Genomic DNA, 23,970 nt, shown 5'->3' with positions numbered 1-23,970 from the left:
CTACGTGTCCACGATTTGCGGGCAACCCCAGCTTCATCACGCAACGACCACGCCCGACTCCAATGCGAACTCGAAGACTACGGCGACAACTTCGCCGACAAACCATGTGACAACAACGAAGACTGCGAAAACTGTCACTGCCCGCCGGAGTCAGACCCCGACCGCGACGGCGCACCCAGCATGTAGCCTCGCCCGGCGTAGCAGCCGACGTGGACGACCCAGCCGATTGCGGTGATGAGTGCGAAGGAGATGATGCGGTAGATGAGGGTGGCGGCGGTGGCGTCGATAAGCGTCATGCCCGCAGCAACGAGCGAGGCGGCAGCGGCGGCCTCGACGGTGCCGACCCCTCCCGGGGTGACCTGGGCGGCGCCGGCGAGCTTGGTCATGATGAACGCGAGCGTGACCCCCATGAGCGAGGCCTCGTTGAGCCCCGGCTGCATGCCTGGTGGCGTGCCGACCACTGCCCACACGCAGAAGAAGAGCACGACCAAGTCGAGGAGTCGGTTGCACAGGGAAAAGAATGCAGCGGCCGCGAACTGGCCGGTGCTCATGCGGATCTGTGAGACCTGCTGGATCACGTTCGTGACCCGGTCGCGCACACTCGTCGGCAGGTAGCGGGCCCAGCGTGTGAGGATGTCGGGGTTGCGCGTGGCCCAGAACATTCCGGCGACGACCGCGAGGGTGAGCGCAAGCGTGCTTACCAGCGTCGTCACGGAGAGTGAAGCGCCGAGGAAGACAACGGCGACCAGGCCGATCAGCACCATCCATACCGTGGACAGAGCCCCGGAGATGACGAAGAACCAGCCGCACAGGCCGGTTGATGCGCCCCAGCTGCGCTGCACTCGGTAGGTCAGCCACGCCGAGAGCGCGGGCCCGCCGGGCACGGAGGTCGACCATGCGTTGGAACCGAGCGTGAGTGCGACGGTGCGCTTGAAGTCGGTGCGCGGGGCGTCCACGTTGAGCAGGATTTTCATCACCGCTGCCATGGCGAAAATCGCGCCGAAGGCGCCGATAACTGCGCCGACAAGCGGGCCGGGTGAGGTGGCGACGGCGCGGCGCAGGGCCACGAACGCCTCGCTGAGGAAGCCGAGCTCGCTGCGGAACACCACCGCCAGCACCGCGAGCAGCGCCACGGGTGCGAGCCAGCGCAGCCACCGGGCGAGGTTACTGCTCAAGCTCGCGCTTCCTCATGTACTCGAGTGCGCGCCGCTCCTCCAGCTGGCGCATGAGCTCGTCGAAGGGGACCAGGTCGCGGTTCTCGGCAACGGTGACGCCGGAGCGGGCCGGCTGCGTATCGACGACCGCGTCCCCGACCGCCATCTCGCCGCCGCGCGCTTCGGCGTGAGCACTAGCCGCCGCAGGCGCAGGCTGAGTGCCGCGCCCCTCACCAAGCGACTCGTAGGCGCGCCTGACCCAGCGGGGTGCCCACCAGTTGTCCTCACGCAGCAGGTGCATCACGGCGGGGACGAGCAGGAGGCGGATGATCGTGGCGTCGAGAGCCAGCGAGAAGATCATGCCGAAGGCGATGTACTTCATCATCACGATGTCGCTCATCGCGAACGCGGCCGCGACGACGATCATGATGGCGGCCGCGGCGGTGATGATGCCGCCGGTGTGCGCGGTGCCGTCCTTGATCGCCTCGTCTGTCGACGCCCCGTTGTGGCGCGCCTCCACCATGCGCGAGACCAGGAAGACCTCGTAGTCCGTGGACAGGCCGTACAGGATCGCCACGATAAGCACGAGCACCGGGCTCATCAGCGGGCCGGCGGTGAAGTTGAGCAGGCCGGAGCCAACACCGTCCACGAAGACGGCAGTGAGGAAGCCCAGCGTCGCGCCGATACCCAGCACGTTCATAATGACGGCCTTCGCAGGCAGGATGAGCGAGCCGAAGAGCAGCGCCATGAGCAGGAAGGTGGCGAGCACCATGTACAGCGCCATCCACGGCAGCCGCTCAAGCAGCGCCTCGATGGACTCGACCTCCATGGCCGGGGTGCCAGCGACGTAAGTGGTCACCCCTTCCGGGGCCTCGATGGCGCGCAGCGCGTCGACGACTTCCTGGCCGCCGTTGCGGTCTGCGAGTGGGGCGGACAGGATCGTCGTCCCGTCCTGTGTCGGGTGCGAGGGCTTGAGCGGGCTGGCAAGCCCTTCGACGTTGCGGGCCTGCATGACGACGTCGACAAGCTGCTCATTCGACGCCCCCGTGACCACCAGCTTGACGGGGTCGGTGCGGAAGGCGGGGAAGGCCTCGTTGAACTCGTCTTGGGCCTGGCGGGTCTCCTGCGTCGGCGGCAGGTAGGACTCGTTGATGCCGCCGAAGGTGATGCCGGTGGCGGGGACGGTGATCAGGATGAGCAGGGCGGTCACGCCCACGACCATCTTCTTCGCGTTGCGCATCGCCCAGGCGGGGATGCGATACCACAAGGTGTCCTCGAGGCGGCGGGCCTTGCGGCTAGTGCGGCGTACCGACCACATGTCGATGCGGGGGCCAAGCATGCCAAACAGGGCGGGCAGCACCGCGACCGAGATCACCGCAGCGAGGACGACCGCGCTGATCGCGCCGTAAGCCACCGACTTCAAGAACGCCTGCGGGAACATGAGCAGGCCGGACAGGGCCACGCCCACCATGAGCGCGGAGAAGAACACGGTCTTGCCCGCCGTCGTGGTGGTCACGGCGACGGCCTCGCGCGTGTCCAGGCCGCGGTCGAGCTCCTCGCGGAAGCGCGAGACCATGAACAGGCCGTAGTCGATAGCCAGTCCCAGGCCCAAAAGGGTGATCACGGACTGGGAGAAGATGTTGACCTGCTGGAACTGCGCCAGGATCGACAGCAGTGACAGGGAGCCCAAGATGGACAGGATGCCCACGATCAGCGGCATCGCCGCGGCGATCACGCCGCCGAAGACGAACAGCAGGATGAGGGCGACGAAGACGAGGCCGACTTTTTCGGCGCGGGCGATGTCGTCGGCCATGCCGTCGTCAAGCGCATCGGCGACGGCGGTCGCGCCCGCGATCTGCACCTTCGCGTCGCCTGGCAGCTCCATCGCACGTAGGTCCGGCTCGATCGTGCGGAAATCCTTCAGCGTCTGCTCGCCGTCGCCTTTGAGCCCGATTGCGGCGAAGGCCTGGGTGCCATCCGGACTGATCTGCTGCTGATTCGGCTTGGCAAAGTAGCTGGTGACGTGGTCGATCTGCGCAGGGTACTTCTCTTGCAGCGCGCCGATCTGCGAGTTCGCGGCGCGCATCACCTCCTCGTCCTGCACCCCGTTCGGCGCAGTGACCAGCACGATCACATCACCCGCATTGTCGCGGCCGAAGGTGTCCTGCTCGATTGTGGCTGCGGCAGTGGAATCCGCGCCCGGGTCCTCCCAGCCCTCCTGGGAGAGGCGCTCGCCCAGCTTCGAGCCGAAGAGCACCTGCATGACCAGGATGATCGCAATGACCACCAGCGGGATGATCCGGCGGTAGCGGTATGCGGCGTGGCCCCACTTGTAAAACACTGTGTTGGCTCCCTAGTCCTTGTTGTGCAGCAGCGCGGACAGCGGACGGAAGGGCTGCATCCAGGCACCGCCCTCGGGCAGCTGGTCCAGGTTGATGCGCGGCAGCGGCTCGCGGAACACACCCGGGATGTCCTCGAGGTCCACAAAATCGATGGTTTCGGACTGCACCGCCCAGGCCGCGTGTTCGTGGAAGCCGAGGACTGTGACCGGGATGCCGGCGTCGGCAAGCTGCTCGATCGGCTCCTGGAAGTTCTGCCCGTCGGCAGAAGCAACGACCACACCGCGCAGCACGCCTTCCTCCTGGCGGCGCTGGATGTGATCGAGCATGTCCTGGTCCACATCCGAGTCCTCGTCCACCTTCGGCTTGGCAAAGACTGCGAAACCGACGTTGCGCAGCGCCTCAACCCAGGGGCGCACGGCGTCCGCGCTGGCGGGGGAGACGTTAGTGAAGACGGTGGCCTCCGGCTCGACTTCGGAGCCGACGGCGGCGGAGCGCTCCTGCGCCAGATCGATCAGCCAGCGGCCGATGGCGTCGAAGCGCGGCCGGTAAGCGGCGGTGGGGCGGCTGCCCAGGATGGCACCAAGGCCCATGTCCAGGTTGGGCGCGTCCCAGACGAGGAGGTAAGACTCGGGCCCGGCGGGAGCGCCGGGGGTGTACGGGTGCGACTTGTCCTGCAAAACCATGCCTTACTTCTTCTCCCAGAGGTATTCACGGATCACGTGATCCTTGTTGAGGCCCTTGCCCTCAAACTTAGTGATGACCTGGCGATCGGTCAGGAGCGGGGCATCCACCCACGGCCAACCCTTGTACTCCAGCATGGGTTCGACATCGACCAGCTCGTCGATCCACTCGGCGTAGTCGGCGTGGTCGGTAGCCACGTGCAGCACCCCACCCGGCTTGAGGCGGGTAGCGATGAGGTTAAGCGTGCCGGACTGGATGATGCGGCGCTTGTGGTGGCGAGCCTTGGGCCAGGGGTCGGGGAAGAAGATGCGCACGCCGTCGAGCGATTCCTCGCCGAACATGCGGGCCAGCACCTCCACGCCGTCGCCGCGCACCATGCGCACGTTCTCGATCCCGCCGCGCACAACTGCGCCGAGCAGCTTGGCCAGCCCCGGCTTGTACAGCTCCACGGCGATGATGTTGGTGTCTGCCTCCAGCGGCGCCATCGCTGCGGTGGAGGTGCCGGTACCCGAGCCGATCTCCAGGGTTGTGGGGTGGCCGCTGCGGCCGAACCACGCGTCGACGTCGATATGCTCGTCAGTCTCGTTGGTCAGCACCTTGCCCAGGCGCGGCCAGTGCTCGTTGAACAGGGCCTCTTGGTTGTCGGTGAGCGTGCCGCGGCGGAAGGTCACCGAGCCGAGGCGCGGGTAGTCAAGGCCGGTGCCAAAATCGGTTTGCAGCGGCCGCCCGGCGGGCAGCTCGCCAGTCCCCTCGCGGGGAGTTTGAGAAAAATCAGGAGTATTCATTGTCATTATTGTCCACATGACGTGCGCGGATGCAAGTTTGGGCAGTGCTTATCGACGCCCCCTTGCCCCCCACCTTTGGGGGTAGCGTGCGGTCATGTCGGGCAGGGATTTCCGTTTGACCCCACGGTTGACCCCCATTTTCCCAGTACCAAGCGCCATTCTTTTGCCGATTTGGTGTCCCCATCTACCCCTGAATGGGGCGGTTTGGAGGGTAAAAACGCACGCATTTTTATGGTGTGGATCACGCAAGATCGTCGCTTGCCACCTGGGGTAATGCTAAGGGGACTCGAGGCGAGCCTATTTCAGATACTCTGGAAATCCCGAGGATATGTGCGGGAACATACGCGGACGAAAACTATGAAGGAGAGCACATGACCACTGCCGTACAACGCTTGGAAGGCCCGGCTCCGACCGATAATGAAGAACTTATTGCTTGGGTAAACGAGGCTGTAGAACTCTTCCAGCCCGACAAGGTGGTTTTCGCCGATGGTTCCCAGGAGGAATGGGACCGTCTCGCCGCAGAGCTGGTGGAGAAGGGCACCCTGATCAAGCTCAACGAGGAGAAGCGCCCGAACTCCTTCCTGGCCCGCTCTAACCCGTCTGACGTTGCCCGCGTGGAGTCCCGCACCTTCATTGCCACCGAGGAGGAAGAGGGCGCTGGCCCCACCAACAACTGGATGAAGCCGTCCGCGCTCAAGGAAGAGATGACGGAGCACTTCTCCGGTTCCATGAAGGGCCGCACCATGTACGTCGTGCCCTTCTGCATGGGCCCGATCAGCGACCCGGACCCGAAGCTGGGCGTGCAGCTGACAGACTCCGCTTACGTGGTCATGTCCATGCGCGTGATGACCCGTATGGGCCAGGAAGCTCTGGACAAGATTCAGGGCGATAAGTTCGTCCACTGTCTGCACTCCGTCGGTGCACCGCTGGCTGAGGGCGAAGAGGACGTCGCCTGGCCGTGCAATGACACGAAGTACATCTCCCAGTTCCCCGAGACCAAGGAGATCTGGTCCTACGGCTCCGGCTACGGCGGCAATGCCATCCTGGCCAAGAAGTGCTACGCCCTGCGCATTGCTTCCGTGATGGGGAAGGAAGAGGGCTGGATGGCTGAGCACATGCTCATCCTCAAGCTGACCAGCCCGGAGGGCAAGAACTACTACATCGCGGGTGCGTTCCCGTCTGCATGTGGCAAGACCAACCTGGCCATGATCACCCCGTCGCTGGAGGGCTGGACTGCGGAGGTCGTCGGCGACGATATTGCGTGGCTGCACCTGAAGGAGGACGGCCTGTACGCCGTCAACCCGGAGAACGGCTTCTTCGGCGTTGCCCCGGGTACGAACTACAAGTCCAACCCGATCGCCATGCGCACCATGGAGCCGGGCAACACCCTGTTCACCAACGTCGCGCTGACCGATGATGGTGACGTGTGGTGGGAGGACATGGACGGCGAGGCGCCGGAGCACCTCATCGACTGGCGCGGCAACGACTGGACCCCGGCGTCCAGCGAGAAGGCTGCACACCCGAACTCCCGTTACTGCGTGGCCATCGAGCAGTGCCCGACTGCAGCCCCCGAGTTCGACGATTGGAAGGGCGTCAAGCTCGACGCGATCCTGTTCGGCGGTCGCCGCCCGGACACCGTCCCGCTTGTCACCCAGGCCCTGAGCTGGGAGCACGGCACCCTGATCGGCGCGATGCTCGCCTCCGGCCAGACCGCCGCCTCCGCTGAGGCCAAGGTTGGCTCCCTGCGTCACGACCCGATGGCGATGCTGCCGTTCATCGGCTACAACGTCGGCGACTACTTCCAGAACTGGCTGGACATGGGCGAGCGCGGCGGCGACCGTCTGCCGTCCATCTTCCTGGTCAACTGGTTCCGCCGCGGTGAGGACGGCCGCTTCCTGTGGCCGGGCTTCGGCGACAACTCCCGCGTTTTGAAGTGGATCGTCGACCGTATCGAGGGCAAGGTCGACGCGGACCAGACCCCGGTGGGCAACACCGCCAAGGTGGAGGACCTGGACCTGACCGGCCTGGATACCCCAGTCGAGGACGTCAAGGAAGCCCTGTACCCGGATCCGGAGCTGTGGGCACACGATGTGGAAGACGCCCGCGAGTACCTCGAGGGCCTCGGCTCCCGCGTGCCGAAGGAGCTCTTCGACCAGCTCGACCAGCTCTCCGAGCGCGTGAAGGCAGCACGCTCCTAACTTGCTGATACAAAAAGGCCCGCCAGGTGGCGGGCCTTTTGTTGTGCGAGTTTCGCGGCGGGGCGTTGACTTTTGATCACATCCCTGGGCACTTCACTTGGGCTGTTCTACATCATTACTGTGGCAGTATTCAAGTTATGAAATCAGTCACGAGGGATGCGGTAGTTGGTGCCCTGGGGGCAGCTCGGATGGCCCCATATCTTTCTGCTGCAGACGGCAACAAGAAAAGGGCTCTTGCGCTGTATCGGTGGAGTGTCGAGTTGGGGGCATCGGTTCAAGTAACATTGGGCATTACTGAGGTACTTGTTCGCAACGCGATGAATGAGAAGTTGCAGGAGTGGAACCGTCGGGAAACCGGTAATCCTAGTTGGCTTCTCGACGCTCCGGCTTCCCCGCTGAGAGGCCTTACTCAAGGCAAGCGACGAGAGGCGTTGAGACGAGCGAGGAAGTCTGCGGGCAATCGTTCGATGGATCATCCTCGCTATGGGGCTGAGATTACGCATGATGATGCATTGGCGAACACCATGTTTGGGATGTGGAAAGACATTCTCCCTAACCATCACCCTGATGCTGATCCGGAGAAGAGAGAGAACAGGAATCGTGTTCGGATGTGGGAAGAAGCGCTAGAAGCAGCGTTTCCGTATGAATTAGATCCTGACGGGCACACGACGTACTGGAGAGTAGCCCACCTTCATTTGCTGCGTAATCGAGTGTCGCACATGGATAGTTTGCTCAATGTTGACGTGCTCGATGTGATTGGTGACGCTTTTTCGCTGGTTGGGAGCATAGACCCAGTTCTCGAGCAGTGGCTCACGGGCACGAGCACCGTCAAGAAAATTTACTCGGCCCGCCCCCAGTAGAGAAAAAGGAAAAGCCTACCGGCGCAAATTGTCCTGTAGACCTTTCCTCACTCATAGCGAGGGACCTTGTCCTCACTTTCTCTACCGCCATTTTACCCATGGAAAGGTTCAACGCAAGTTACCCAAGGATCAAACATCGCTCTGGTAGACGGTGTGTGCGGCCTAAAGAGTCGACTGCTAAGAAACCACGCGATCGTGATGTATCGCCGCGTCGTGCTGGCAGATCCCACAAGTTCGGAAGTGAAGACGGACTGCCGTGTCACGATGCTCCTTGTACGTCGTTACTGCTCGACGCTATTGCACAGTGATGGTGACAACTTGTGGTGCTTCGAAGCTCTTTACTATCGCGTGGCCTTCCAACTGCCTCTTACCGGAGGAAAGGGCAACGGCGTTAGAACAGGACGCGTCAATGCGTTCTTCGCCTGGCTTGAGCTCCCAGTAGTAGACGGAATTCTTGTCGGTGTAGTGCACTTTTTCCTGGCGCAGGCCTCCAAGTTGGCATACACCTGCTGACTTTCCATCTACCGTGACGACCTGGATTACAGACTTCTCGCCGCGGGGCTCTACGGTCGGTGCCTTCGAGGAAGATCCCCCAACCTCGATAGCTGTCACAATGTAAACCAGCGCAATCACGCTGGCCAGAAGCGCTCCTACAGTTTGCAGGGTGAAAGGCAATTGCTTCATGGCGGCTTGAACTTGGGATGGGAGTTGCATTGCTGTCCTTCTCTTTAGGGGGATCATCGATACGGGCTGCCACTGTCGGCCGTATCAAGGTGATTATCCACCAAGTACCCGGTAAGAGCAATGGAGTCTGGCGAACCTACCCCCGCAGCACGAGCACCAGGTTCGATACCGCGAACTCGCGTAGCACCGGCACGCGCGTGAACCACCACGCCCAGTGCGGGTGGTAGCGCGGGAAGGCGGTGAGCAACCGTCCGGTCGACTCCGCCCACGTCAGCCCCTCGCGGGCGGAGACCGCGAACAGGGAGGTGCCCCACACGTTCTTGGGTGGTGTTCCGTGTTTCCGCTCGTACCGACGCCGGGCGAACTCGCCGCCGACGTAGTGTTCCCACAGCCCGGTCTCGTGGCCGCCGAAGGGGCCCAGCCACACGGTGTAAGACAGCACGACCAGCCCGCCGGGTTTTACCACGCGCAGCATCTCCTCGCCCATGGCGCGCCAGTTGGGGATGTGTTCGGCCACGTTGGAGGAGTAGACGAGGTCGAAGGAGCCATCGGCAAAAGGTAAGTGTGCCCCGTCGCCGCGCACCGCGCCGAAGCCGCTAAGGCCTGCGGCGGAAAGTTCGGAGACGTCGGGTTCCATGCCGACGTAGAAGGTGTCCGCGAAGGCGTCAGCGAAGTAGCCGGGCCCGCCGCCGACGTCCAACACAGCCCGGCCGGTGAGGCCGGAAGGGCTGGGGTTGGTGGTGTCCTGCCACAGGGCGTCGAGAAGCGAGCGGGTATCGCGCGCCAAGCCGGAGTAGAACACGGCGGGGCGGAACTGCTCGTAGGTGAACGAGCGCAGAAGGCGCAGCGAACGTGTCAACGTGGCAAGCCGGCGGGTACGGTACATAGCAATGAAGATACTGCTGATGTGCTGGCGCGACTCCACCCACCCGCAGGGCGGCGGCAGCGAACGCTACCTGGAGCGCGTCGGCGAGTACCTGGCTGCGCAGGGCCACGAGGTCATTTTCCGCACCTCCAGCCACACGGATGCGCCACGGCGCAGCACGCGCGGCGGCATCCGTTTCGAGCGCGCCGGCGGCAAATACGGCGTGTACGTGCTTGCGCCGCTGTCCATCTGGCGCAATCGGCCGGACGTGATCGTGGATACGCAGAACGGGATTCCGTTTTTCGCGCGCCTGTGTACGCGCCAGCCGGTCGTGCTGCTTACGCACCACTGCCACAAGGATCAGTGGCCGGTGGCGGGCCCGATCATTGGGCGGCTGGGCTGGTTCTTAGAGTCCAAGGTGGCGCCGCGGGTGTATCGGGGTGCGCGGTACGTGACGGTGGGGGAGGCGTCGAGAAGTGATCTGGTTGCGCTCGGCGTGGACGCGGGCGATATCGCGATCGTGGAAAACGGCGTGGACCCGATCCCGGACGCGCTGCCCGTTGTGCCAGACGACGGGAAGGTGCACGTGGTGACACTGTCGCGGCTGGTGCCGCACAAGCGCATTGAGCACGCGATTGATGCGATCGCCGGGCAAAAGGACGTCGTGCTCGACATCATCGGCTCCGGCTGGTGGGAGGACCGCTTGCGCGAATACGCGGCGGACCGGCCCGAGATCCGCTTCCACGGGCACGTCAACGACGCCTACAAGCACGCCCTGCTCTCTCGCGCGGCGCTGCACCTCATGCCGAGCGCGAAAGAAGGCTGGGGCATCGCGGTCGTGGAGGCCGCGGCGCACGGCGTGCCGACCATCGGCTACCGCAGCGCCGGCGGGGTCAACGACTCCATCATCGACGGGGAGACCGGCGTGCTCGTCGACACCAAGGCGCAGTTCAGCCAGGCCGTGGAGCGCTTGCTTGCCGACGCCAACCTACGCCACCGGCTCGGCACCGCAGCTCAAGCGCGTGCCGGCGAGTACTCGTGGGAGGCCACCGGGGCGAAGTTCGCCGCGGTGCTCGATGACGTGGTGGGGAGTTAACGCAGCTCGGTGGACCAGTTCAGCTGCTGGATCTTCGTGTCCAGCTGGCGGTACTCCTTGGAGGCGGCGTCCGCCATCTTGCGCAGCGCGGCTGCATCCACGGTGGCGACGTAGCGCACCTCGGAACGCGAGTAGCGGTCCATGCGCTCCGTGGCCGAGTCCGCGACCGCGGAGTAGAAGCGGCCCGCGCGCACGAGTGCGTCGCGGCGTGCGATGGCGTCGGTCAGCGACGCGTCGCCCTCAAACGGTGTGACCGAGTTGGTGTGGTTGATGCGGCGCACCAGAACCTCAATTTGCTCCAGCACGTGTGCCGCCTCTTTAAGCAGCTCGGCCGGGTCCTCGGCGGGCTCGTCGCCCTCCTGCACGCGCGCCTGGTCAATCAGGCGGGAGCGCAGCTCGTCCAAGCGGTGCTGCGCCTCGGCGCGTTGTGCGAGTGCTTCTGCAAGCAACATGGTGGCCCCTTTCAAAGTATGCGTCCCCGTATCCCAACCCTCACGGGGCCCAGGGGCGGGCGCGCCTTCCAACACTTCGGTGGTACTCAATTATGTGTGCGTTCCCTTGATTGGGAGTGCGCGTGTACTCGATGCAGGCCGGTGCTCTATGAGGGGTAGCCCATCGGCGAAGGGCCTGATCAGAGTCGCCAGCCATTGCCCGGGCTGACACGGGTGAGTGTTCGCTAAGACGCACGCCGCAGATCCCGGGTGTTCCCGCTACCGACAGCATGATGCACACAAGCATAACAAAACCGCGGCCCCTTCTCGCTGGGAGAAGGGGCCGCGGTTGCTGAAAAATTTAGGCTGCGGTGGCCGGCCACAGGTTGCCGGAGCGCAGACGCGCGCTCATCTCTGCCTCGACCAGGACCGGGATGAAGTGGTCCAGGGTGGCGTCACGGCGGTGAGCCCTGAGTACTGCGTCAAAGGCGTCGCCGATCTCATCGGCGGGGAACTCGCCCGACCACTCGGCGATCAGATCCTCGCGGATGTTGCGCAGTGCGCGCTCGCGGATGATGGAAAAGTCGATGTTGTTGATGTCCTGCATGATGTGCTCCTTTATTCGTGGTAGTTCCCCCGGACTACCGGGTATGTAACCTTTTGTTCATCTGCGGTTAACTTTAGCCGGGGTGGGCGGTTAGTGCAAGGGTTTCAATGATTGGACTTTGTCATTAATTGGTAGCGGCCAACTAAAGTGTAAATATGTGCAGGTAGCGGCGTTTTTCGCGGGAGGACGATTTTGTGAATAAAAATAGGCGTGAGTGTTGTTACTCTTGTGATATGGCCAAGCTCGAAGGTAACCGCAGGGTAAACGGTGTCCCCTTAGTCGTCCTGATTGTGGCTACGGTGCTGGTGGTGCCTCTCGTCGGAGGATTCCGCCCTGATCCTTTCGACTGGCTCCTTTTAGCGCTCTTCGCTGCGTACGCCTTCTTCTACGCGCGCATCACCCTGCACGTGCGTGTGGACGACGCTGCGCTGCACCTACGCCTCGCAGGGCGCGAAACCGCAATCCCGCTTGCGCGCGTCACCGACGTTGAAGCGGCAGGTCCGCAACCGAGCGTGTGGTCGTGGATGTTCTTCCCACCGCACGTAAGCGGACCACGGAAGGTCGACGGCGCTGAGTGTTACTCCGTTGGCGGCCCGACAGTACGGATCAACACCCTAGACGGCGACTACGCCGTGTCCGTGGCGGACCCCACGACTTTCGCTGCTGCACTGCGCGAACGTTTGAACGCAACGAGCGCGTAGCCAAGCGCCGCCAAGTAACCTGCGAAAAGCGCCAGGCCCACCGGCGGCAGCCCGCGCGCAGGTGCACCCGTCTCCAGGACGTGCCCGTCCGGGTACACCACGAGTCCGATCTCGAGCTCGCGCAGCCGCGCCGTATCCACCGGCTCCTGCGAAACGGCCTCGTGCGCTGCGAGCCACCGGGGTGAGGGCGGGTCGACAAGTGTGCCGTCGACAAGCAGGGCCCCGGACTCCACCGCATTCATCTGCTTCGGCGCCGGATCGACGGTCGGCTCGCCGCGCACGAGTGTAAGCGGGGCGCGGTCGGTGAAGAAGACGTCGCGGCCCGCATGCGCCACGGTCGGCGAGTCCACCGCGACCGGCCGCAGCTTCTCGACGCTCACCGCGCCGTCCGGCACCTGCAACAGCGCACACGCCAGCGCGGCCGCGGCGCGACGCGGTGTGAGCGCCCCCGCCGCAGTAACGAAGGCCGGGATGGCCAGGACGAGCCACTTCTGCGCGTCGCGGATAAGGCCACCGCCGGGGATGTGCGTGACGATCGGCTCGGTCAGGCCCGCCCAGGACGCGAGCGCGACCGCAAAACCTGCCCCGGCAAGGACCAGCCAGCGGCGCGGGACCGCGCGCCAGCCCAGCGCGAGCAGGACAAACAGTGGGATGCCGAAGAGAGCGAAGCCCGCCGCGCGCGAGGCCGGGACCGCCGCGGAGTTCCAGATACCACCCAGGCCCATCAGCGCGCCGAGTGTGCCCACGTACTGCTCCGCGCGCGGCGCGAAGGCGGCGGCGCTTGCCGCGGTGGCGGTTCCGCCCCCGGTAGCGAGCGCGCCCGCGACCACCCAGGCGGCGCAGGCCAGTACCGCGATGACCACGCCTGCCCGGTTGCGGACGAAGCACGCTGCGGCGAGCGCGCCCGTCGGGGTCAGCGAGGCCGTCCACTGCGCCAGCGGTCCCGCCCGCCCGCCGAGGGCGACCAGAGGTAGAAGCCACGCGGCTACGGCGAGTGACCACTGGCCCTGCAGGAGGCGTTCGATGACGAAGGGGTTCCACACCGCGACCGTCATCGCCGCCGCTTTGCCCAGCGGGTGGGTGCCGAGCCGGTGGCCGGCAAACGCTGCGGTTGCGGCTGCGCCGATGATGAGCGCGCGGACGAAGAAAACGGGAAACGGGACCATCCCCAGCAGCGCGTCCTGCGGGACGTTGCGCGCGGGTAGGTCGCCGAAGCCGAGGGAGGCGCGGGTGAGCGCCATGTCGGGCAGCACCATCATGTCGCGTAGCGCGAAGGCCTCGCCGGGCAGGAAAAACGGCCAGCTCAGGCCAAGGACCAGCAGGGCACCGTAGGCGGGCAGAAGGTATTTAGCTGCGCTGCGCAAGGAGCACCAACGCCCAAATAAGGGCAACCACAGCGATCAGCCGGGTCACCAACGCCATGATCTGCAAGGCCCGCAGCCAGGCGACCTTCCCACGGGCGGTGTCGACCGAGTCGACCTTGGAGTCCTCGCTGAGTATCCAGACGCCGGAGGGGAGGGACCACGATTCGTCGAGAAGCATGCCGGTGCGGCGCTCGACATCGACGGTGCGCTGGGCGTCGTCGGGAAGCGTGGCGCGGTACTGGTAGGTTTCCAGCCCGCCGACCGAGCCCGGGCCGAGATAGTCGAGCGGCACCGTGGTCTGCGAGCGCGGATCGAAGTACGGGTACGAGCGGCGCTCCGGGCGATACGGCAGGTAGACGCCGACGCCGTGGCGATCCTTCTCCGGGAACGCCGTGGTCGGGTTGATCTGGAAGGCGTCGGTGTACGCTTCGGGGCCGTCCTGCTCGGTGGTCAGCGTGTAGACGTCCTTCTCCTTGCCCGTCTCGGGGTCCGGCTCGGTGGATTTCTCCAGCGTGGTCGTGCGTGTGAACTGCTGGCCGTCGGGGCCGTCGAAGCGCATGGACTGCGTGCCCGTTGCAAGCGGGCGCTGGTAAGCGATGACGATGGGGGAAGCGAGGTTGCACGCCAGCGCGACGACCACGATGCCGGCGGCCCACGCCAGCTTGCGCTTCTTTACAATGTCCACATCGAACAGCTCACCGAAACCCACACCAGAAACTCTAACCTACTGCCAGAACTCGAGGGCCTGCGCGGCGTGGCCGCCCTCGGGATCCTCATCACGCACGTCGCGTTCCAGACCGCGAACGATTCGCCACTGCTCGCGCGCTTCGACTACTTCGTCGCCGTCTTCTACGCGCTCTCAGCGTTCGTGCTCGCCCGGCGCGGGCCGCGCCCCGGGTACTTCGCGCGCCGCGTTGCCCGCATCGTGCCCGCGTACGTGGTGTGCGTGGCAGTCGTGCTGCTGGCGCTTCCCGCCCTGAGTGAGGTGAGCGCGGGCCAGGCGGTGGCGAACCTGTTCATGGTGCAGATCTATGTGCCCGATGGGCTCATCGCCGGTCTGACCCAGCTGTGGTCGCTGTGCGTGGAGGTGGCCTTTTACCTGGTGCTACCGCTCTACCTGGCGTTCCGTGGGCGGGTACGCTGGGTGGTGCTGGCTGTCAGCGTGGTCATCGGTCTGGTGTGGCCGTGGGTGATCGAGCCGTTTTCCGACCCCGAGGTAGTCAACCTGCAGATCTGGCCGCCGTCATACACCCCCTGGTTTGCCGTCGGGCTCGTGTGCGCGGAGCTCGAGCGCGCCGGCGTGCGCTACCGGGGACCGCGCTGGCCGTTCCCGTTGCTGGCAATGCCGGTGGCGTGGGTCGCAGGCGTCGTCGGCCCGGAGGGGCTGATCCACCCCACCCCGGCTGAGTTCAACGTGCGCGTCCTGCTCGGCGCGTGCTTCGCCGCCCTGTTCGTCGTGCCCTACGCGCTCGGCCCCCGCGATCACGGCACGCTGCTGTCCTCGCGGCCGGCGCTTCTTAGCGGACGCTGGTCCTACTCCGTGTTCCTGTGGCACATGGCGGTGCTTGACCTGGTCTTCCCCGTGCTCGGGGTGCCCGTCTTCGGCGGCAACTTCGCGCTCGTCTTAGTGGTGACGGCGGCCGCGAGCCTGGCCGTCGGCTATATCTCCTACGAGTTGGTGGAGGTGCCCGGCGCGCGGCTGGTGCGCGCGGTGCTGGCGCGGCGCGACTCCTCCCGGTCCGGCCACGCCAGGCACGCCACCGCGAAGCAGCCGACAACCGGCAGCAGCGTCGAGCCCGCATAGCTTGCCGACGGCCACGGGGCCCGCGCCAGCACCAGCCCGCCAACCACCAGCGCACCCGAGGACAACCAGCTGGCTGGCAGGAGCGTGTAGCGCCGGATCGCCCACGCGGATACCCCAGCGACCAGGCCGGTGACGGGGCCTGCGGCGACGGCGGCGAGCAGCGGCGCGGCGCGGTCAATACGGGGCAGCTCCCGCGGCTCAAACGGCTCGGCACTACGCCTGCGCACCACAACACCCAGGCAAGCTAGAGCGACCAGCGCGGAAAACGCGCCGCCGATAAGCAGCGAGTTCCGGTACGCTGCCTCGCCGGCAAAGTGCATGCGGAACTCGCCGGATGCTCCGGCGGGGAGGGTGAAGGCCTGGGTTGCGGCGTCGATAAGCGTGGGCTCGAGCGCCGTTTCACCGACGGTGGCGCGCAGCCCGGCGTTGAAGGCGCGGGTGGTGATGATGGTGCGCGGGTGGTCGGCAGGTGCGATCGTGGCGGGAAGCGCCTCCCACGCAGCGGTGGGCACGCGGTCGCGGGAAAGCGTGATGGTCTCGCGGCGGGTGAACAGCTCGTGGGTGCCTGCGGGCAGCTCGACTTCGCCTGCGGCGTGGCGGGTGCCGTCGATGGTGGCGGGCGCGCTAATGCGCCAGGTGGCGTCGGCGGCAGTGGTGAAGCGGCGCTGGATGACTTGCGTGTCTGGGAAGTGGCGCTGGAAGAAATACGTATCGGCGGTGCCCTCGACCTCCACGATGCGGGATGGGCCCGCGTCCAGCTCAGCGATACCGACCCGCTCGGTCAACTCGATCCGCGTGGTGCCCGGGGCGCGAATGGTGCGCGGCTCGCCCGCGACGAGGGTGACGCGGCGCTCTGGCCCGCCGGACAGTGTGACGACGGTATCCCGCGTCGCCGTAATCGTCAGCCGCTCAGCCACGGGCGGAACCTCGATCCAAGGGTCGCGATCGCCCGGCGCGGGCCACCACGCGGTCTCGGCAAGCCCGTCGAAGGCGCTGGTCAGCGACGCGCTGGGCACAGCACCCCCGAACGCGCCCGCGTCTGCCGCCGAGGAGGAGGCGCGCGCCCGCCCGCCGTCTTCAGCCACGGCCACGCGCGTGCCCGCCGACGGGTAGTCGGGCAGTCGGTTGCCCACGTTGCCGCCCTCGCCTTCGGCAAGGTGCGCGGATTGCGCGCCGTGGAGTGTGCCGTAGTTGCGCTCGGCAAGTGCGGGCGTGTCGGTGATGATGTCCGGTTGGGCCTGCTTATCGACGAGCCGTGCCGGAAAATACCCGTACTCAGCCCACAGCAGCGGGAGCACTTCGCCGCCGCCGTCAACGGTCACTGGTGCTGCGTCCGTGAGCATCGCGTCGCGGTTCGGCTCGAGCAGGTAGATATCGACGCCAGAGCCGGAGTCCCCGCGGAAGCTGGCGGCGGGCTCGCCCAGGTTGCGCGCGGCATAGTCTGCGGCGTGGGCGTCGGCGCCCTCGAGGTCGTGGCGGACGACCACCGCGCCGACGCCGATGGCGCGTAGCGCCTCCGGATCGACCGCGTGGACCTGCCCGTTGAGGCCGCGGATGGCTTCCGGGGCGACGAGAGGGACGGCGTCGCGGAAGGCGAAGCGGGTATTCGTCAGCGCCTGGATCGGTTCGTCGCGGGTCCAGCCCCAGTCTTGGCGGGCAAAGGAAGACGCCGGTACGACGAGGGTGCGGGTGCCCGCGGCGTGCTCGTCGAGCCACTCGCCCGCGGCGACCCACTGCGGGGAGATTTCCGTCCACGTGCCCTCCGGTAGCAGGCGCAGCGACCAGGCCGGGGCCACGGCGACCGCGCCTGCGAGCACTATGCCCGCGGCGCGGGGACGGTCGACGCGCGCGAGCAGATGGCCCACGCCCATGACCAGGGGCAGGCGGACGAGTGGGTCGAATTTGTGGAGGTTGCGAAAGGGGGCGAGTGGGCCGTCGAAAAGCGGGGCGAAAAAGTGCGCTGAGCACAACAGCGCGAAGCCGCAGGCGAGCATGACCACCCACACACCGCGCCACGGGGGGCGGCGGCCAAGGCCGGCCAGGCCGAAAGCGGCGATGAGCGCGGTGGCCAGCACGAAGACCGGTTCGCCGACGAGTAAGGCGCCGGCGGTGCGCTCCGTATCGACGAAGGGGGCCCAGCTGGTGGTGCCGCGCAGGACTTCGATCGGGTTGAGCCAGGCGGTGGTGACGGCGGCGGATTCGATGAACTCGGTAAATGGTGGCGAGTAGCGGCCGAGGACGAGCAGTGGGCCGATCCACCACGCCGAGACTGCCGCCGCGCCGAGGGCGAACTGGGCGGCCTGGGTAAAGGCGCGGCGGTAGAGCAGAAAGATGAGCGCGGGCAGGCAGGCGGCGATGGTAGCGGTGGCATTGACCGCGCCCATCGCGGCAACCGCCAGCACGGCACCGCTGATGCGCGGGCGGGCGCGGGTCAGCGGGATGAGCGTCCACGGCACGAGCGCGACCGGCCAGGCTTCTGAGGAGATCGCGGTGAGTGTGGTGAGGATGCGCGGTGAGAGCGCGTACAGCATGGCGGCGCTGGCCTGCGGCAGCGTCCCGCGCACGCCGGTACGGCGCGCGAGGATGAGCGCACCCGAGTACGCCAGGCATACAAGCAGCGTCCACCACGCGCGCTGCGCGAGCCACTCGGGGGCGCCGATGGCGTCGGCAAGCAAGAAGAACGGCCCCTGCGGGAAGAGGTAACCGTAGGCCTGGTTCTGCACCTGGCCCAAGGGGAACTCGTCCGTAAACGCGTGGGTGGCGCGGGAAAGAAAGCGCGCCGGGTCGACGAACAGGTTGAGCTTGGTGTCCGCGGCGACCTCGCCTGGCGGTTGGAACAACGCGGTGCAGGCCAGCAGCAGCCAGCCGACGACGTGCGCGCGCAAGGGCTACTCCCGGGAGCCGTACTCCGGCCCGCCGAGCACAGCCTCATCTGCCGTGACGGCACCGCCCTGCGGTACGGTGCTCTGCCCGGAGACCGCCGCCACGCCGAGCACCCCGGCCACACCCAGGACCACCCCGACGACGGCGGAGGCGAGCACCGGGTTCGCCGCACGGCGCGGCAACGACGCTGGCAGGTTGAATACTCGGTGGGACATGGGCGAAAGCCTACCAGCAGGACTACACTAGTAGCGTTTTCGCAGAACAAATAGAGGGGGTGTGTCCGTGGCACGGGAACTACAACCAGCGCTTAAACCGGCCCAATGGCGGGCGGTGGCGCTCACCGTCGGCGGCCTTGTCGTCGCGGCGGTCCTTGCCTTCTCTTTAAGCTCGCGCGTGCCCAGCGAGCCGGAGTCACCCCAGGTCGCAGCGCCCGCCCCGCCGCCACCGGCTGAACCGCCCGCGCCCCCAGCACCGCCAGCGCCGAGCCCCGCCCAGCAGCGGGTGCCGCAAGACCTGCGCGCCAAGGTGGCCTCGCTGATGGTGGTGGGCGTGAGCAACGAGCGGCAGGCGCGAGCAGCTTTGGATCAGGGCGTCGGCGGGCTGATCATCCCCAGCTGGGCGGACCCGGCGCTGCTGACCGCCGAGGGCCACAACATCGACGCGCTGCGCGCCGAGTACCGCTACCCGTTTTCCGTCGCCATCGACTTTGAGGGCGGGCGCGTGCAGCGCCATACCGACGTGCTCGGCCAGTTCATGGCCCCGCGCGAGCTGGCCACCCGCCCGCCCGAGGTGATCCAAGGCACCGGCTACGACATCGGACGGGCCCTGCGCGCTCGCGGCGTGAACGTGGATTACGCCCCGCTTTTGGATCTCGACGTCACCGGGCTCGCCATCGTCGGCGACCGCGCCTTCAGCGGCCACCCCGAGGAAGTCGTGCGGGTCGGCACCCTCTTCGCGCAAGGGCTTATCGACGCCCACGTCACCCCCACCTTCAAACACTTCCCCGGCCATGGCCGCGCCTCGGGCGACACGCACCACGAACTTGCCGTCACCCCGCCGCTGGACCAAGTACGCGAGCTAGACATGCGTCCCTTCGGCCCGCTGCTTGCCCGCTTTCCGCGCGCCAGCGTGATGATGGGGCACATGATCGTGCCCGGGATGGGGCCTGAGGGCGTGCCCAGCTCGCTGAATCCTGAGGCTTACCGCATCCTGCGCGAGGGTGACTACCCAGGCGGGGAGCCGTTCGGCGGCGTGGTGGTCACCGACGATTTGTCCGGCATGCGCGGAATCCTGGACTACGCGCCGACCCCGGAAGCGGTCAAGCTCGCCATCGCTGCTGGTGCTGACCAGGCGCTGTGGTCCTCCGGTGCGGATATCCCGCACGTGATTGATGTGGTGGTCGCCGCTGTGGAGTCCGGGGAGCTGCCCGAGGCGCGCGTCGACGAGGCTGCGGTGCGCACCCAGCAGCAGTTACTCGACGTCGGATTATAGCGGCCTGTGTACCCTTTGTGAGGTGAGTACTTCCCATCGGCAAAAGTCTCGGAGCCGCGCGGGCACGATCGCGCTCGGCACCGTCCTCGGCCTGCTCGCAGTGGTCCTGGCCATCTACATGGCGGACTTGGCACTCAACCGCGGCAACGTCCCACGCGGGACCACCGTGGGCGGCGTCGCCATCGGCGGGATGTCCCCCGACGAGGCCCGCGAGCACCTTAAAGATGAGCTCGGCGGGGTAGCGGGCACGCCGGTGGAGATCAGCGCCGCAGGCAAGCGCGCGCAGCTCGTGCCCGCCAACGCGGGGTTAGACATTGACTGGCAAGGCACGGTGGATGCTGCCGGTATCCAGTCCGCCAACCCCATCCCGCGACTGGTAGGACTGTTCCGGACGCACGAAGTAGAGGCCCGAAGCAGCGTCGACGAGGCCAAGCTGCGCCCGGAACTTGCCCGCGTGCAGGACGAGCTCTACCTCGCGCCGAAAGACGGCGCCATCCACATCGAAGGCGGCAAGGCCGAGGTGAAAGACCCGGAGCTGGGCCAAGAGGTCAACCCGGGCACGCTGCGCGAGGCCGTGACCAGCAACTGGCTCGACCCTGAGGGCGTTGAGGTCGAACCGGAGCCCGTGCAGCCCGCGATCAACGACGACGTGATCAAGGAAGCAATGGATGGGCCCGTGAAAACAGCGCTGTCCGGACCGCTGACCGTCAACGGCCGCGAGGACGCAACCGTCGAGATCCCAGCCGAGCGTATGGGCGAGGTCGTAGAGTTCCCCAACGTGGAAGGCGCGATCGTGCCCAAGGTGCACCGCGACGTCGCGGGCGCCATCCTGGGCGAAACACTCGACGCCACCCAGGTCGAGATGCACAACGCCCGCGTACTCGAAGGCGGCGGCGTTGAGCCGTCTACCGACGGCATCGCCGTGGACTGGGACGCCACCTTCGCAGGATTCGAGGATCGCCTCCTGCGAGACGGCGAGCGCACCTGGGACGCAGACTACAAACCGGTCCCAGCGGACTTCACCACTGAGGAAGCCGAGAACGCCACGTTTGACCAGGAGGTCAGCTCCTTTTCCACCGGCGGCTTCTCCGGAGCTTCAGGCACCAACATCGCGCTCGTGGCCCAGACCGTCAACGGCGCGATTGTGAACCCCGGCGAGACCTTCTCCCTCAACGGCTACACCGGCCCACGCGGCACAGCACAGGGGTACGTGGAATCCGGCATCATCATCAACGGTCGCTCCGGCATGGCCGTCGGCGGCGGCATCTCCCAGTTCGCCACCACCTTGTACAACGCCGCCTACTTCGGCGGCATGACCGACATCGCGCACACGCCGCACTCCTACTACATCTCCCGCTACCCGGCCGGGCGCGAAGCCACCGTCTACGAGGGCGCAATCGACCTGCAGTTCCGCAATGACTCGCCCACCCCGGTACGCATCCAAACGGGCGTTTCCGGCGGCGAGATCACCGTGCGCCTCATGGGCGTCAAACACGTCAACGTGGAGTCCTCCAACGGCGGGCGCTGGGCGCAGACCCAGCCCAACACCATCAACGCGGCCGGTGAGGGTTGCATCCCGTCGGGTGGCGCGCCGGGCTTTACCACCTCGGATACCCGCAGCATCTACGATCTTTCGGGCAACCTCATCGACCAGGAAACCCAAACCACGGTCTACGACCCCGAGCCGATCGTGAAGTGCGGCTAGCCCTCCTCCGCCCACGGGATGCGCGGCGGGGTATGCTCGCCGCGCTCGCGGGTGAGTCCCCACAGGGTGAGCTCGATAAACAGTGGGTCACGCTCCATGAGCGCGTGCCGCGGGGCGTAACCGTCGTAGGCCTCGGCGACGTTGATGTTGACCACATCCGCCCCGCTTACCGACGCGAGCATCGACGTCTCGTTCGGCGTCACCAGCACGTCCGCAGGCGAGTAGAGGGAGGTATAGACGATCTCCGGGTACGTATCCGGCACGTTGAGGTGGGTACGAACCCACGGCGAATCGGCTAACTGCTGGATCACGCCCGGCGAGGCGAGCGTGGAGGCCGCCCGCGGGTAGCGGGAAATCAGCGGTGCGAACCGGGTCGCCCGCCCGCGCACGTCTGTGCCGTGGAAGTTCGCGCCCATCGCTACCACGCGCCGCACCTTCGGCGCGCCCCCGTTGGCGATGAAGAGCTTGGTCATCAGCCCGCCCTGCGAGTGGGCGACAATGTCCAACTGCTTGGCCCCGGTCTGTTCCAATACGTGGTCGACGTTGGCGTGTACGTCCTCGATAATGCTGTCCAAGTTGCCCATGCCGTAGAAGCCGGGGGCGAACATGTCGCCGTAGTCGTAGCCCCAAACCCAGAAGCCCTCGTCGCGAAGCCGCTCCGCGTTCGGTCGGAAGGCGCGGCTTCGGCTGGTCACCCCGTGGATGTAGAGCACCGGGGACTCGTGGGTGGGGGCAAAGTCCGGGTCATTAAACGGCAGCGGCGGGCGGTTGCGCGCAGCCTGCACGGCACCGATCGCGGCCGAACCAGCAATCATCATGGTCGCAAGCTTCATAACCCCCAGCATAAGGGAGCTGCTATGCTTGGCCACGGATCACGAAGTCCGACGCGCCCCGCTTAAAGGTAAGGCCTCCCGGCCCGTCGGCTGGCAACCGCGCTGTTCGCGCACGGTGCCCCCGGGAGAAGATCTGTCGGCGTCTGCACACCCGCGCGCCGAAAGTGCGACTTTTACAAGGAGAGCCATCATGGCATCCGTTTCCTGGATTCCGGCCAAGCTTGACAACATCAACCACACCACCCTGACGTTCCACGCGGACGGTGAGCTGCACGTCCGCGCCTTCGCCACCCCCTTCGACGCCCTCGACGCCGTCCGTCGGGCCGGTGCGGCCTTCGACTTCTCGCCCGAACGCAACCAGCTGCGCTCGCACGACGACGGCCAGCTCGTTTCTCTCCCAGCAGAATCGGCAGGTGGAGTGCCTACCGACCACACTTACTGCCAGCTCGTCGCCTCCGGCCACCGCCCTCACTGGATCCCGATCCTGCGGGCGCTGAACGACCGCGAGGAGGGCAGCTGGCGTGACATCGAAGTCCTGCAGGTCGAAGGCACGAAGGTGACCTTCGCACACGATGATGGCGTGGTCCAAGGCTGGTTCCATAACCCGCGTCAGCTGGCAGCGGCGACGCGCTTCCACCCGAAATGGCACGTGCTCCAGTTCGCATCCGGCGACACCGCCGTGGTCTCGTACACGGTGATCGGGCAGTGCAGGGCGTAGCGAGGTGTGCCTCAACGGGGCCCGCTCCATTTAGCCCTCGAACGCTACCTCGTGCAGCGCATCAGGTGCACAAAGCATTCCGTCCGGGCTAGATGACGAACCCTGCACGACGAAAACCCCGAGGTTTTCCAACATCTTCGTCGTGCAGGTTTCGTCATGTAGCCAGGCCACCATCTAGCCCGGTTATTTCTAGAGGAAAGCATCTTTCCGAAAACTGCTGACCCACAAAAATTACCCCCGCGTTGGACAAAAAGTCGGTGCGGGGGTAGTACTTTTAGCGCAAAAGGCTGCATGACCTGTAGCTAGGGGAAACCACAAAACCCCTGGCAGTAGTGGATATTAAGACGTCGAAAATGATAAAAGCCGCTTGACCCCTTGAACCCCTGTTGAGCAGGGGTTTTGTTGTTTCTGGGGCTGCTCGCTACTTCGCTGGAGGTTCGGCGATCCGACGCTCGTCGCCATGACGTCCGCGTGGCAGGTGCGCGTTTCGACCTAAGGGGGTCTGCGCGAGTGCTTGCGTTAGCGGGTATCAGACGAGGGTGTTAGAGGCATCGAGAAGGCTTCTGGTACGTTGTATCTGATTTCGTTGGCTTCTTTGCGGACGTTGATGTTCGAGCTTTCGAGGAGAATCGGGTTCAGGTGGGGTTTTCCTTCGTGAAGGAAGATTGCATTTGAGACGTTGATTCGAATGTAAGTGGCGCTTTCGCGGGTGAATCCGAGTCGTTGGAGAAGGATGGTTTGGCCCGATCATGCGGTGGATGCGCCACG

Annotated in this window: 20 protein-coding genes, 1 pseudogene and 1 riboswitch; of the genes and pseudogenes, 8 read left to right on the top strand and 13 right to left on the bottom strand. The window is 65.9% G+C overall.

The window, feature by feature from the left end:
* Positions 1-134: 134 nt before the first annotated feature.
* Genes HMPREF2990_RS02685 through trmB form a run of 4 tightly spaced genes read right to left on the bottom strand, consistent with a single transcriptional unit; the run spans position 135 to position 4,962 of the window.
* Positions 135-1,175 (bottom strand): lysylphosphatidylglycerol synthase transmembrane domain-containing protein, encoded by a 1,041-nt coding sequence (locus HMPREF2990_RS02685; RefSeq protein ID WP_070762594.1) that lies wholly within the window; start codon positions 1,173-1,175, stop codon positions 135-137.
* Positions 1,165-3,495 carry an MMPL family transporter gene (locus tag HMPREF2990_RS02680; protein ID WP_070762593.1) on the bottom strand — a complete coding sequence of 777 codons (2,331 nt, stop codon included), beginning with the start codon at positions 3,493-3,495 and terminating at the stop codon, positions 1,165-1,167. The genes HMPREF2990_RS02685 and HMPREF2990_RS02680 overlap by 11 nt, the downstream gene beginning before the upstream one ends.
* A 12-nt stretch (positions 3,496-3,507) precedes the next feature.
* Positions 3,508-4,179, bottom strand: a complete 672-nt coding sequence (locus tag HMPREF2990_RS02675) for an NYN domain-containing protein (RefSeq protein WP_070762592.1) — start codon at positions 4,177-4,179, stop codon at positions 3,508-3,510.
* A gap of 3 nt (positions 4,180-4,182) precedes the next feature.
* Positions 4,183-4,962, bottom strand: coding sequence for a tRNA (guanosine(46)-N7)-methyltransferase TrmB (trmB, locus tag HMPREF2990_RS02670; protein ID WP_070762591.1), 780 nt, complete (start codon positions 4,960-4,962; stop codon positions 4,183-4,185).
* A gap of 371 nt (positions 4,963-5,333) precedes the next feature.
* Here trmB and HMPREF2990_RS02665 point away from each other — a divergent pair, with 371 nt between their 5' ends.
* A complete protein-coding gene (locus HMPREF2990_RS02665) occupies positions 5,334-7,160 on the top strand; it encodes a phosphoenolpyruvate carboxykinase (GTP) (protein ID WP_070762590.1) in 1,827 nt (608 codons plus the stop codon).
* A 137-nt stretch (positions 7,161-7,297) separates the two neighbouring features.
* Positions 7,298-8,020: a hypothetical protein gene (locus HMPREF2990_RS02660; RefSeq protein ID WP_239246562.1), complete on the top strand. Its 723-nt coding sequence runs from the start codon at positions 7,298-7,300 to the stop codon at positions 8,018-8,020.
* Between the two features lie 294 nt (positions 8,021-8,314).
* Here the strand turns inward: HMPREF2990_RS02660 and HMPREF2990_RS02655 are convergent, their stop codons facing one another.
* Both HMPREF2990_RS02655 and HMPREF2990_RS02650 read right to left on the bottom strand, forming a co-directional pair.
* Positions 8,315-8,734 (bottom strand): hypothetical protein, encoded by a 420-nt coding sequence (locus HMPREF2990_RS02655; protein ID WP_038592799.1) that lies wholly within the window; start codon positions 8,732-8,734, stop codon positions 8,315-8,317.
* Between the two features lie 106 nt (positions 8,735-8,840).
* Positions 8,841-9,590, bottom strand: coding sequence for a class I SAM-dependent methyltransferase (locus HMPREF2990_RS02650; RefSeq protein ID WP_070762589.1), 750 nt, complete (start codon positions 9,588-9,590; stop codon positions 8,841-8,843).
* Between the two features lie 4 nt (positions 9,591-9,594).
* On the opposite strand from HMPREF2990_RS02650, the gene HMPREF2990_RS02645 reads away from it, so the two are divergent.
* Positions 9,595-10,665: a glycosyltransferase family 4 protein gene (locus tag HMPREF2990_RS02645; protein ID WP_070762588.1), complete on the top strand. Its 1,071-nt coding sequence runs from the start codon at positions 9,595-9,597 to the stop codon at positions 10,663-10,665.
* Here the strand turns inward: HMPREF2990_RS02645 and HMPREF2990_RS02640 are convergent.
* Positions 10,662-11,117 carry a DIP1984 family protein gene (locus HMPREF2990_RS02640; protein ID WP_070762587.1) on the bottom strand — a complete coding sequence of 152 codons (456 nt, stop codon included), beginning with the start codon at positions 11,115-11,117 and terminating at the stop codon, positions 10,662-10,664. The genes HMPREF2990_RS02645 and HMPREF2990_RS02640 overlap by 4 nt on opposite strands.
* A gap of 340 nt (positions 11,118-11,457) precedes the next feature.
* Positions 11,458-11,703: a three-helix bundle dimerization domain-containing protein gene (locus HMPREF2990_RS02635; protein ID WP_070762586.1), complete on the bottom strand. Its 246-nt coding sequence runs from the start codon at positions 11,701-11,703 to the stop codon at positions 11,458-11,460.
* Between the two features lie 233 nt (positions 11,704-11,936).
* Between HMPREF2990_RS02635 and HMPREF2990_RS12655 the strand changes: the two genes are divergently transcribed.
* Positions 11,937-12,404 carry a hypothetical protein gene (locus HMPREF2990_RS12655; RefSeq protein WP_141757770.1) on the top strand — a complete coding sequence of 156 codons (468 nt, stop codon included), beginning with the start codon at positions 11,937-11,939 and terminating at the stop codon, positions 12,402-12,404.
* On the opposite strand, the gene HMPREF2990_RS12880 is transcribed toward HMPREF2990_RS12655, so the two are convergent.
* Both HMPREF2990_RS12880 and HMPREF2990_RS02625 read right to left on the bottom strand, forming a co-directional pair.
* On the bottom strand, positions 12,329-13,768 hold the full coding sequence (locus HMPREF2990_RS12880) for an MmpA family trehalose lipid delivery protein (RefSeq protein ID WP_070762585.1): 1,440 nt from the start codon (positions 13,766-13,768) through the stop codon (positions 12,329-12,331). The two genes, HMPREF2990_RS12655 and HMPREF2990_RS12880, sit on opposite strands and share 76 nt — an antisense overlap.
* Positions 13,752-14,477, bottom strand: coding sequence for a porin PorA family protein (locus HMPREF2990_RS02625; protein ID WP_070762584.1), 726 nt, complete (start codon positions 14,475-14,477; stop codon positions 13,752-13,754). Before HMPREF2990_RS02625 ends, HMPREF2990_RS12880 begins: the two co-directional genes overlap by 17 nt.
* Before the next feature lie 45 nt (positions 14,478-14,522).
* On the opposite strand from HMPREF2990_RS02625, the gene HMPREF2990_RS12355 reads away from it, so the two are divergent.
* Positions 14,523-15,572 (top strand): acyltransferase family protein, encoded by a 1,050-nt coding sequence (locus HMPREF2990_RS12355; protein WP_246817411.1) that lies wholly within the window; start codon positions 14,523-14,525, stop codon positions 15,570-15,572.
* Between the two features lie 1,184 nt (positions 15,573-16,756).
* On the opposite strand, the pseudogene HMPREF2990_RS13310 reads toward HMPREF2990_RS12355, so the two are convergent.
* Positions 16,757-18,412, bottom strand: a pseudogene (locus HMPREF2990_RS13310) (alpha-(1->3)-arabinofuranosyltransferase family protein); the annotation flags it as partial.
* 48 nt (positions 18,413-18,460) lie between these two features.
* Positions 18,461-18,670 (bottom strand): DUF2613 family protein, encoded by a 210-nt coding sequence (locus tag HMPREF2990_RS02610; protein ID WP_038592762.1) that lies wholly within the window; start codon positions 18,668-18,670, stop codon positions 18,461-18,463.
* A gap of 67 nt (positions 18,671-18,737) precedes the next feature.
* Between HMPREF2990_RS02610 and HMPREF2990_RS02605 the strand changes: the two genes are divergently transcribed.
* Together HMPREF2990_RS02605 and HMPREF2990_RS02600 are read left to right on the top strand one after the other, a co-directional pair.
* Positions 18,738-19,946, top strand: a complete 1,209-nt coding sequence (locus tag HMPREF2990_RS02605) for a glycoside hydrolase family 3 N-terminal domain-containing protein (protein ID WP_070762597.1) — start codon at positions 18,738-18,740, stop codon at positions 19,944-19,946.
* Positions 19,947-19,968: 22 nt separating this feature from the next.
* Positions 19,969-21,651: a VanW family protein gene (locus HMPREF2990_RS02600; protein WP_371574912.1), complete on the top strand. Its 1,683-nt coding sequence runs from the start codon at positions 19,969-19,971 to the stop codon at positions 21,649-21,651.
* On the opposite strand, the gene HMPREF2990_RS02595 is transcribed toward HMPREF2990_RS02600, so the two are convergent.
* Positions 21,648-22,484, bottom strand: a complete 837-nt coding sequence (locus HMPREF2990_RS02595) for an esterase/lipase family protein (RefSeq protein ID WP_083316968.1) — start codon at positions 22,482-22,484, stop codon at positions 21,648-21,650. The two genes, HMPREF2990_RS02600 and HMPREF2990_RS02595, sit on opposite strands and share 4 nt — an antisense overlap.
* 37 nt (positions 22,485-22,521) lie before the next feature.
* A riboswitch (SAM riboswitch) is annotated at positions 22,522-22,657 on the top strand.
* A gap of 17 nt (positions 22,658-22,674) precedes the next feature.
* On the opposite strand from HMPREF2990_RS02595, the gene HMPREF2990_RS02590 reads away from it, so the two are divergent.
* On the top strand, positions 22,675-23,202 hold the full coding sequence (locus HMPREF2990_RS02590) for a hypothetical protein (RefSeq protein WP_070762581.1): 528 nt from the start codon (positions 22,675-22,677) through the stop codon (positions 23,200-23,202).
* The last annotated feature ends 768 nt before the right edge of the window (positions 23,203-23,970 follow it).

The organism is Corynebacterium sp. HMSC071B10, from assembly GCF_001814825.1.
In the GTDB taxonomy this organism is placed as follows: Bacteria; Actinomycetota; Actinomycetes; order Mycobacteriales; family Mycobacteriaceae; genus Corynebacterium.
This window is presented reverse-complemented; position numbering and strand designations above follow the sequence as displayed.

What these genes read in the sequence shown, in the direction of transcription:
- HMPREF2990_RS02675 (WP_070762592.1), bottom strand. Translation starts at nt 4,179, where the DNA reads ATGGTTTTGCAGGACAAGTCGCACCCGTACACCCCCGGCGCTCCCGCC.
- trmB (WP_070762591.1), bottom strand. Translation starts at nt 4,962, where the DNA reads ATGAATACTCCTGATTTTTCTCAAACTCCCCGCGAGGGGACTGGCGAG.
- HMPREF2990_RS02665 (WP_070762590.1), top strand. Translation starts at nt 5,334, where the DNA reads ATGACCACTGCCGTACAACGCTTGGAAGGCCCGGCTCCGACCGATAAT.
- HMPREF2990_RS02660 (WP_239246562.1), top strand. Translation starts at nt 7,298, where the DNA reads ATGAAATCAGTCACGAGGGATGCGGTAGTTGGTGCCCTGGGGGCAGCT.
- HMPREF2990_RS02655 (WP_038592799.1), bottom strand. Translation starts at nt 8,734, where the DNA reads ATGCAACTCCCATCCCAAGTTCAAGCCGCCATGAAGCAATTGCCTTTC.
- HMPREF2990_RS02650 (WP_070762589.1), bottom strand. Translation starts at nt 9,590, where the DNA reads ATGTACCGTACCCGCCGGCTTGCCACGTTGACACGTTCGCTGCGCCTT.
- HMPREF2990_RS02645 (WP_070762588.1), top strand. Translation starts at nt 9,595, where the DNA reads ATGAAGATACTGCTGATGTGCTGGCGCGACTCCACCCACCCGCAGGGC.
- HMPREF2990_RS02640 (WP_070762587.1), bottom strand. Translation starts at nt 11,117, where the DNA reads ATGTTGCTTGCAGAAGCACTCGCACAACGCGCCGAGGCGCAGCACCGC.
- HMPREF2990_RS02635 (WP_070762586.1), bottom strand. Translation starts at nt 11,703, where the DNA reads ATGCAGGACATCAACAACATCGACTTTTCCATCATCCGCGAGCGCGCA.
- HMPREF2990_RS12655 (WP_141757770.1), top strand. Translation starts at nt 11,937, where the DNA reads ATGGCCAAGCTCGAAGGTAACCGCAGGGTAAACGGTGTCCCCTTAGTC.
- HMPREF2990_RS02610 (WP_038592762.1), bottom strand. Translation starts at nt 18,670, where the DNA reads ATGTCCCACCGAGTATTCAACCTGCCAGCGTCGTTGCCGCGCCGTGCG.
- HMPREF2990_RS02595 (WP_083316968.1), bottom strand. Translation starts at nt 22,484, where the DNA reads ATGAAGCTTGCGACCATGATGATTGCTGGTTCGGCCGCGATCGGTGCC.
- HMPREF2990_RS02590 (WP_070762581.1), top strand. Translation starts at nt 22,675, where the DNA reads ATGGCATCCGTTTCCTGGATTCCGGCCAAGCTTGACAACATCAACCAC.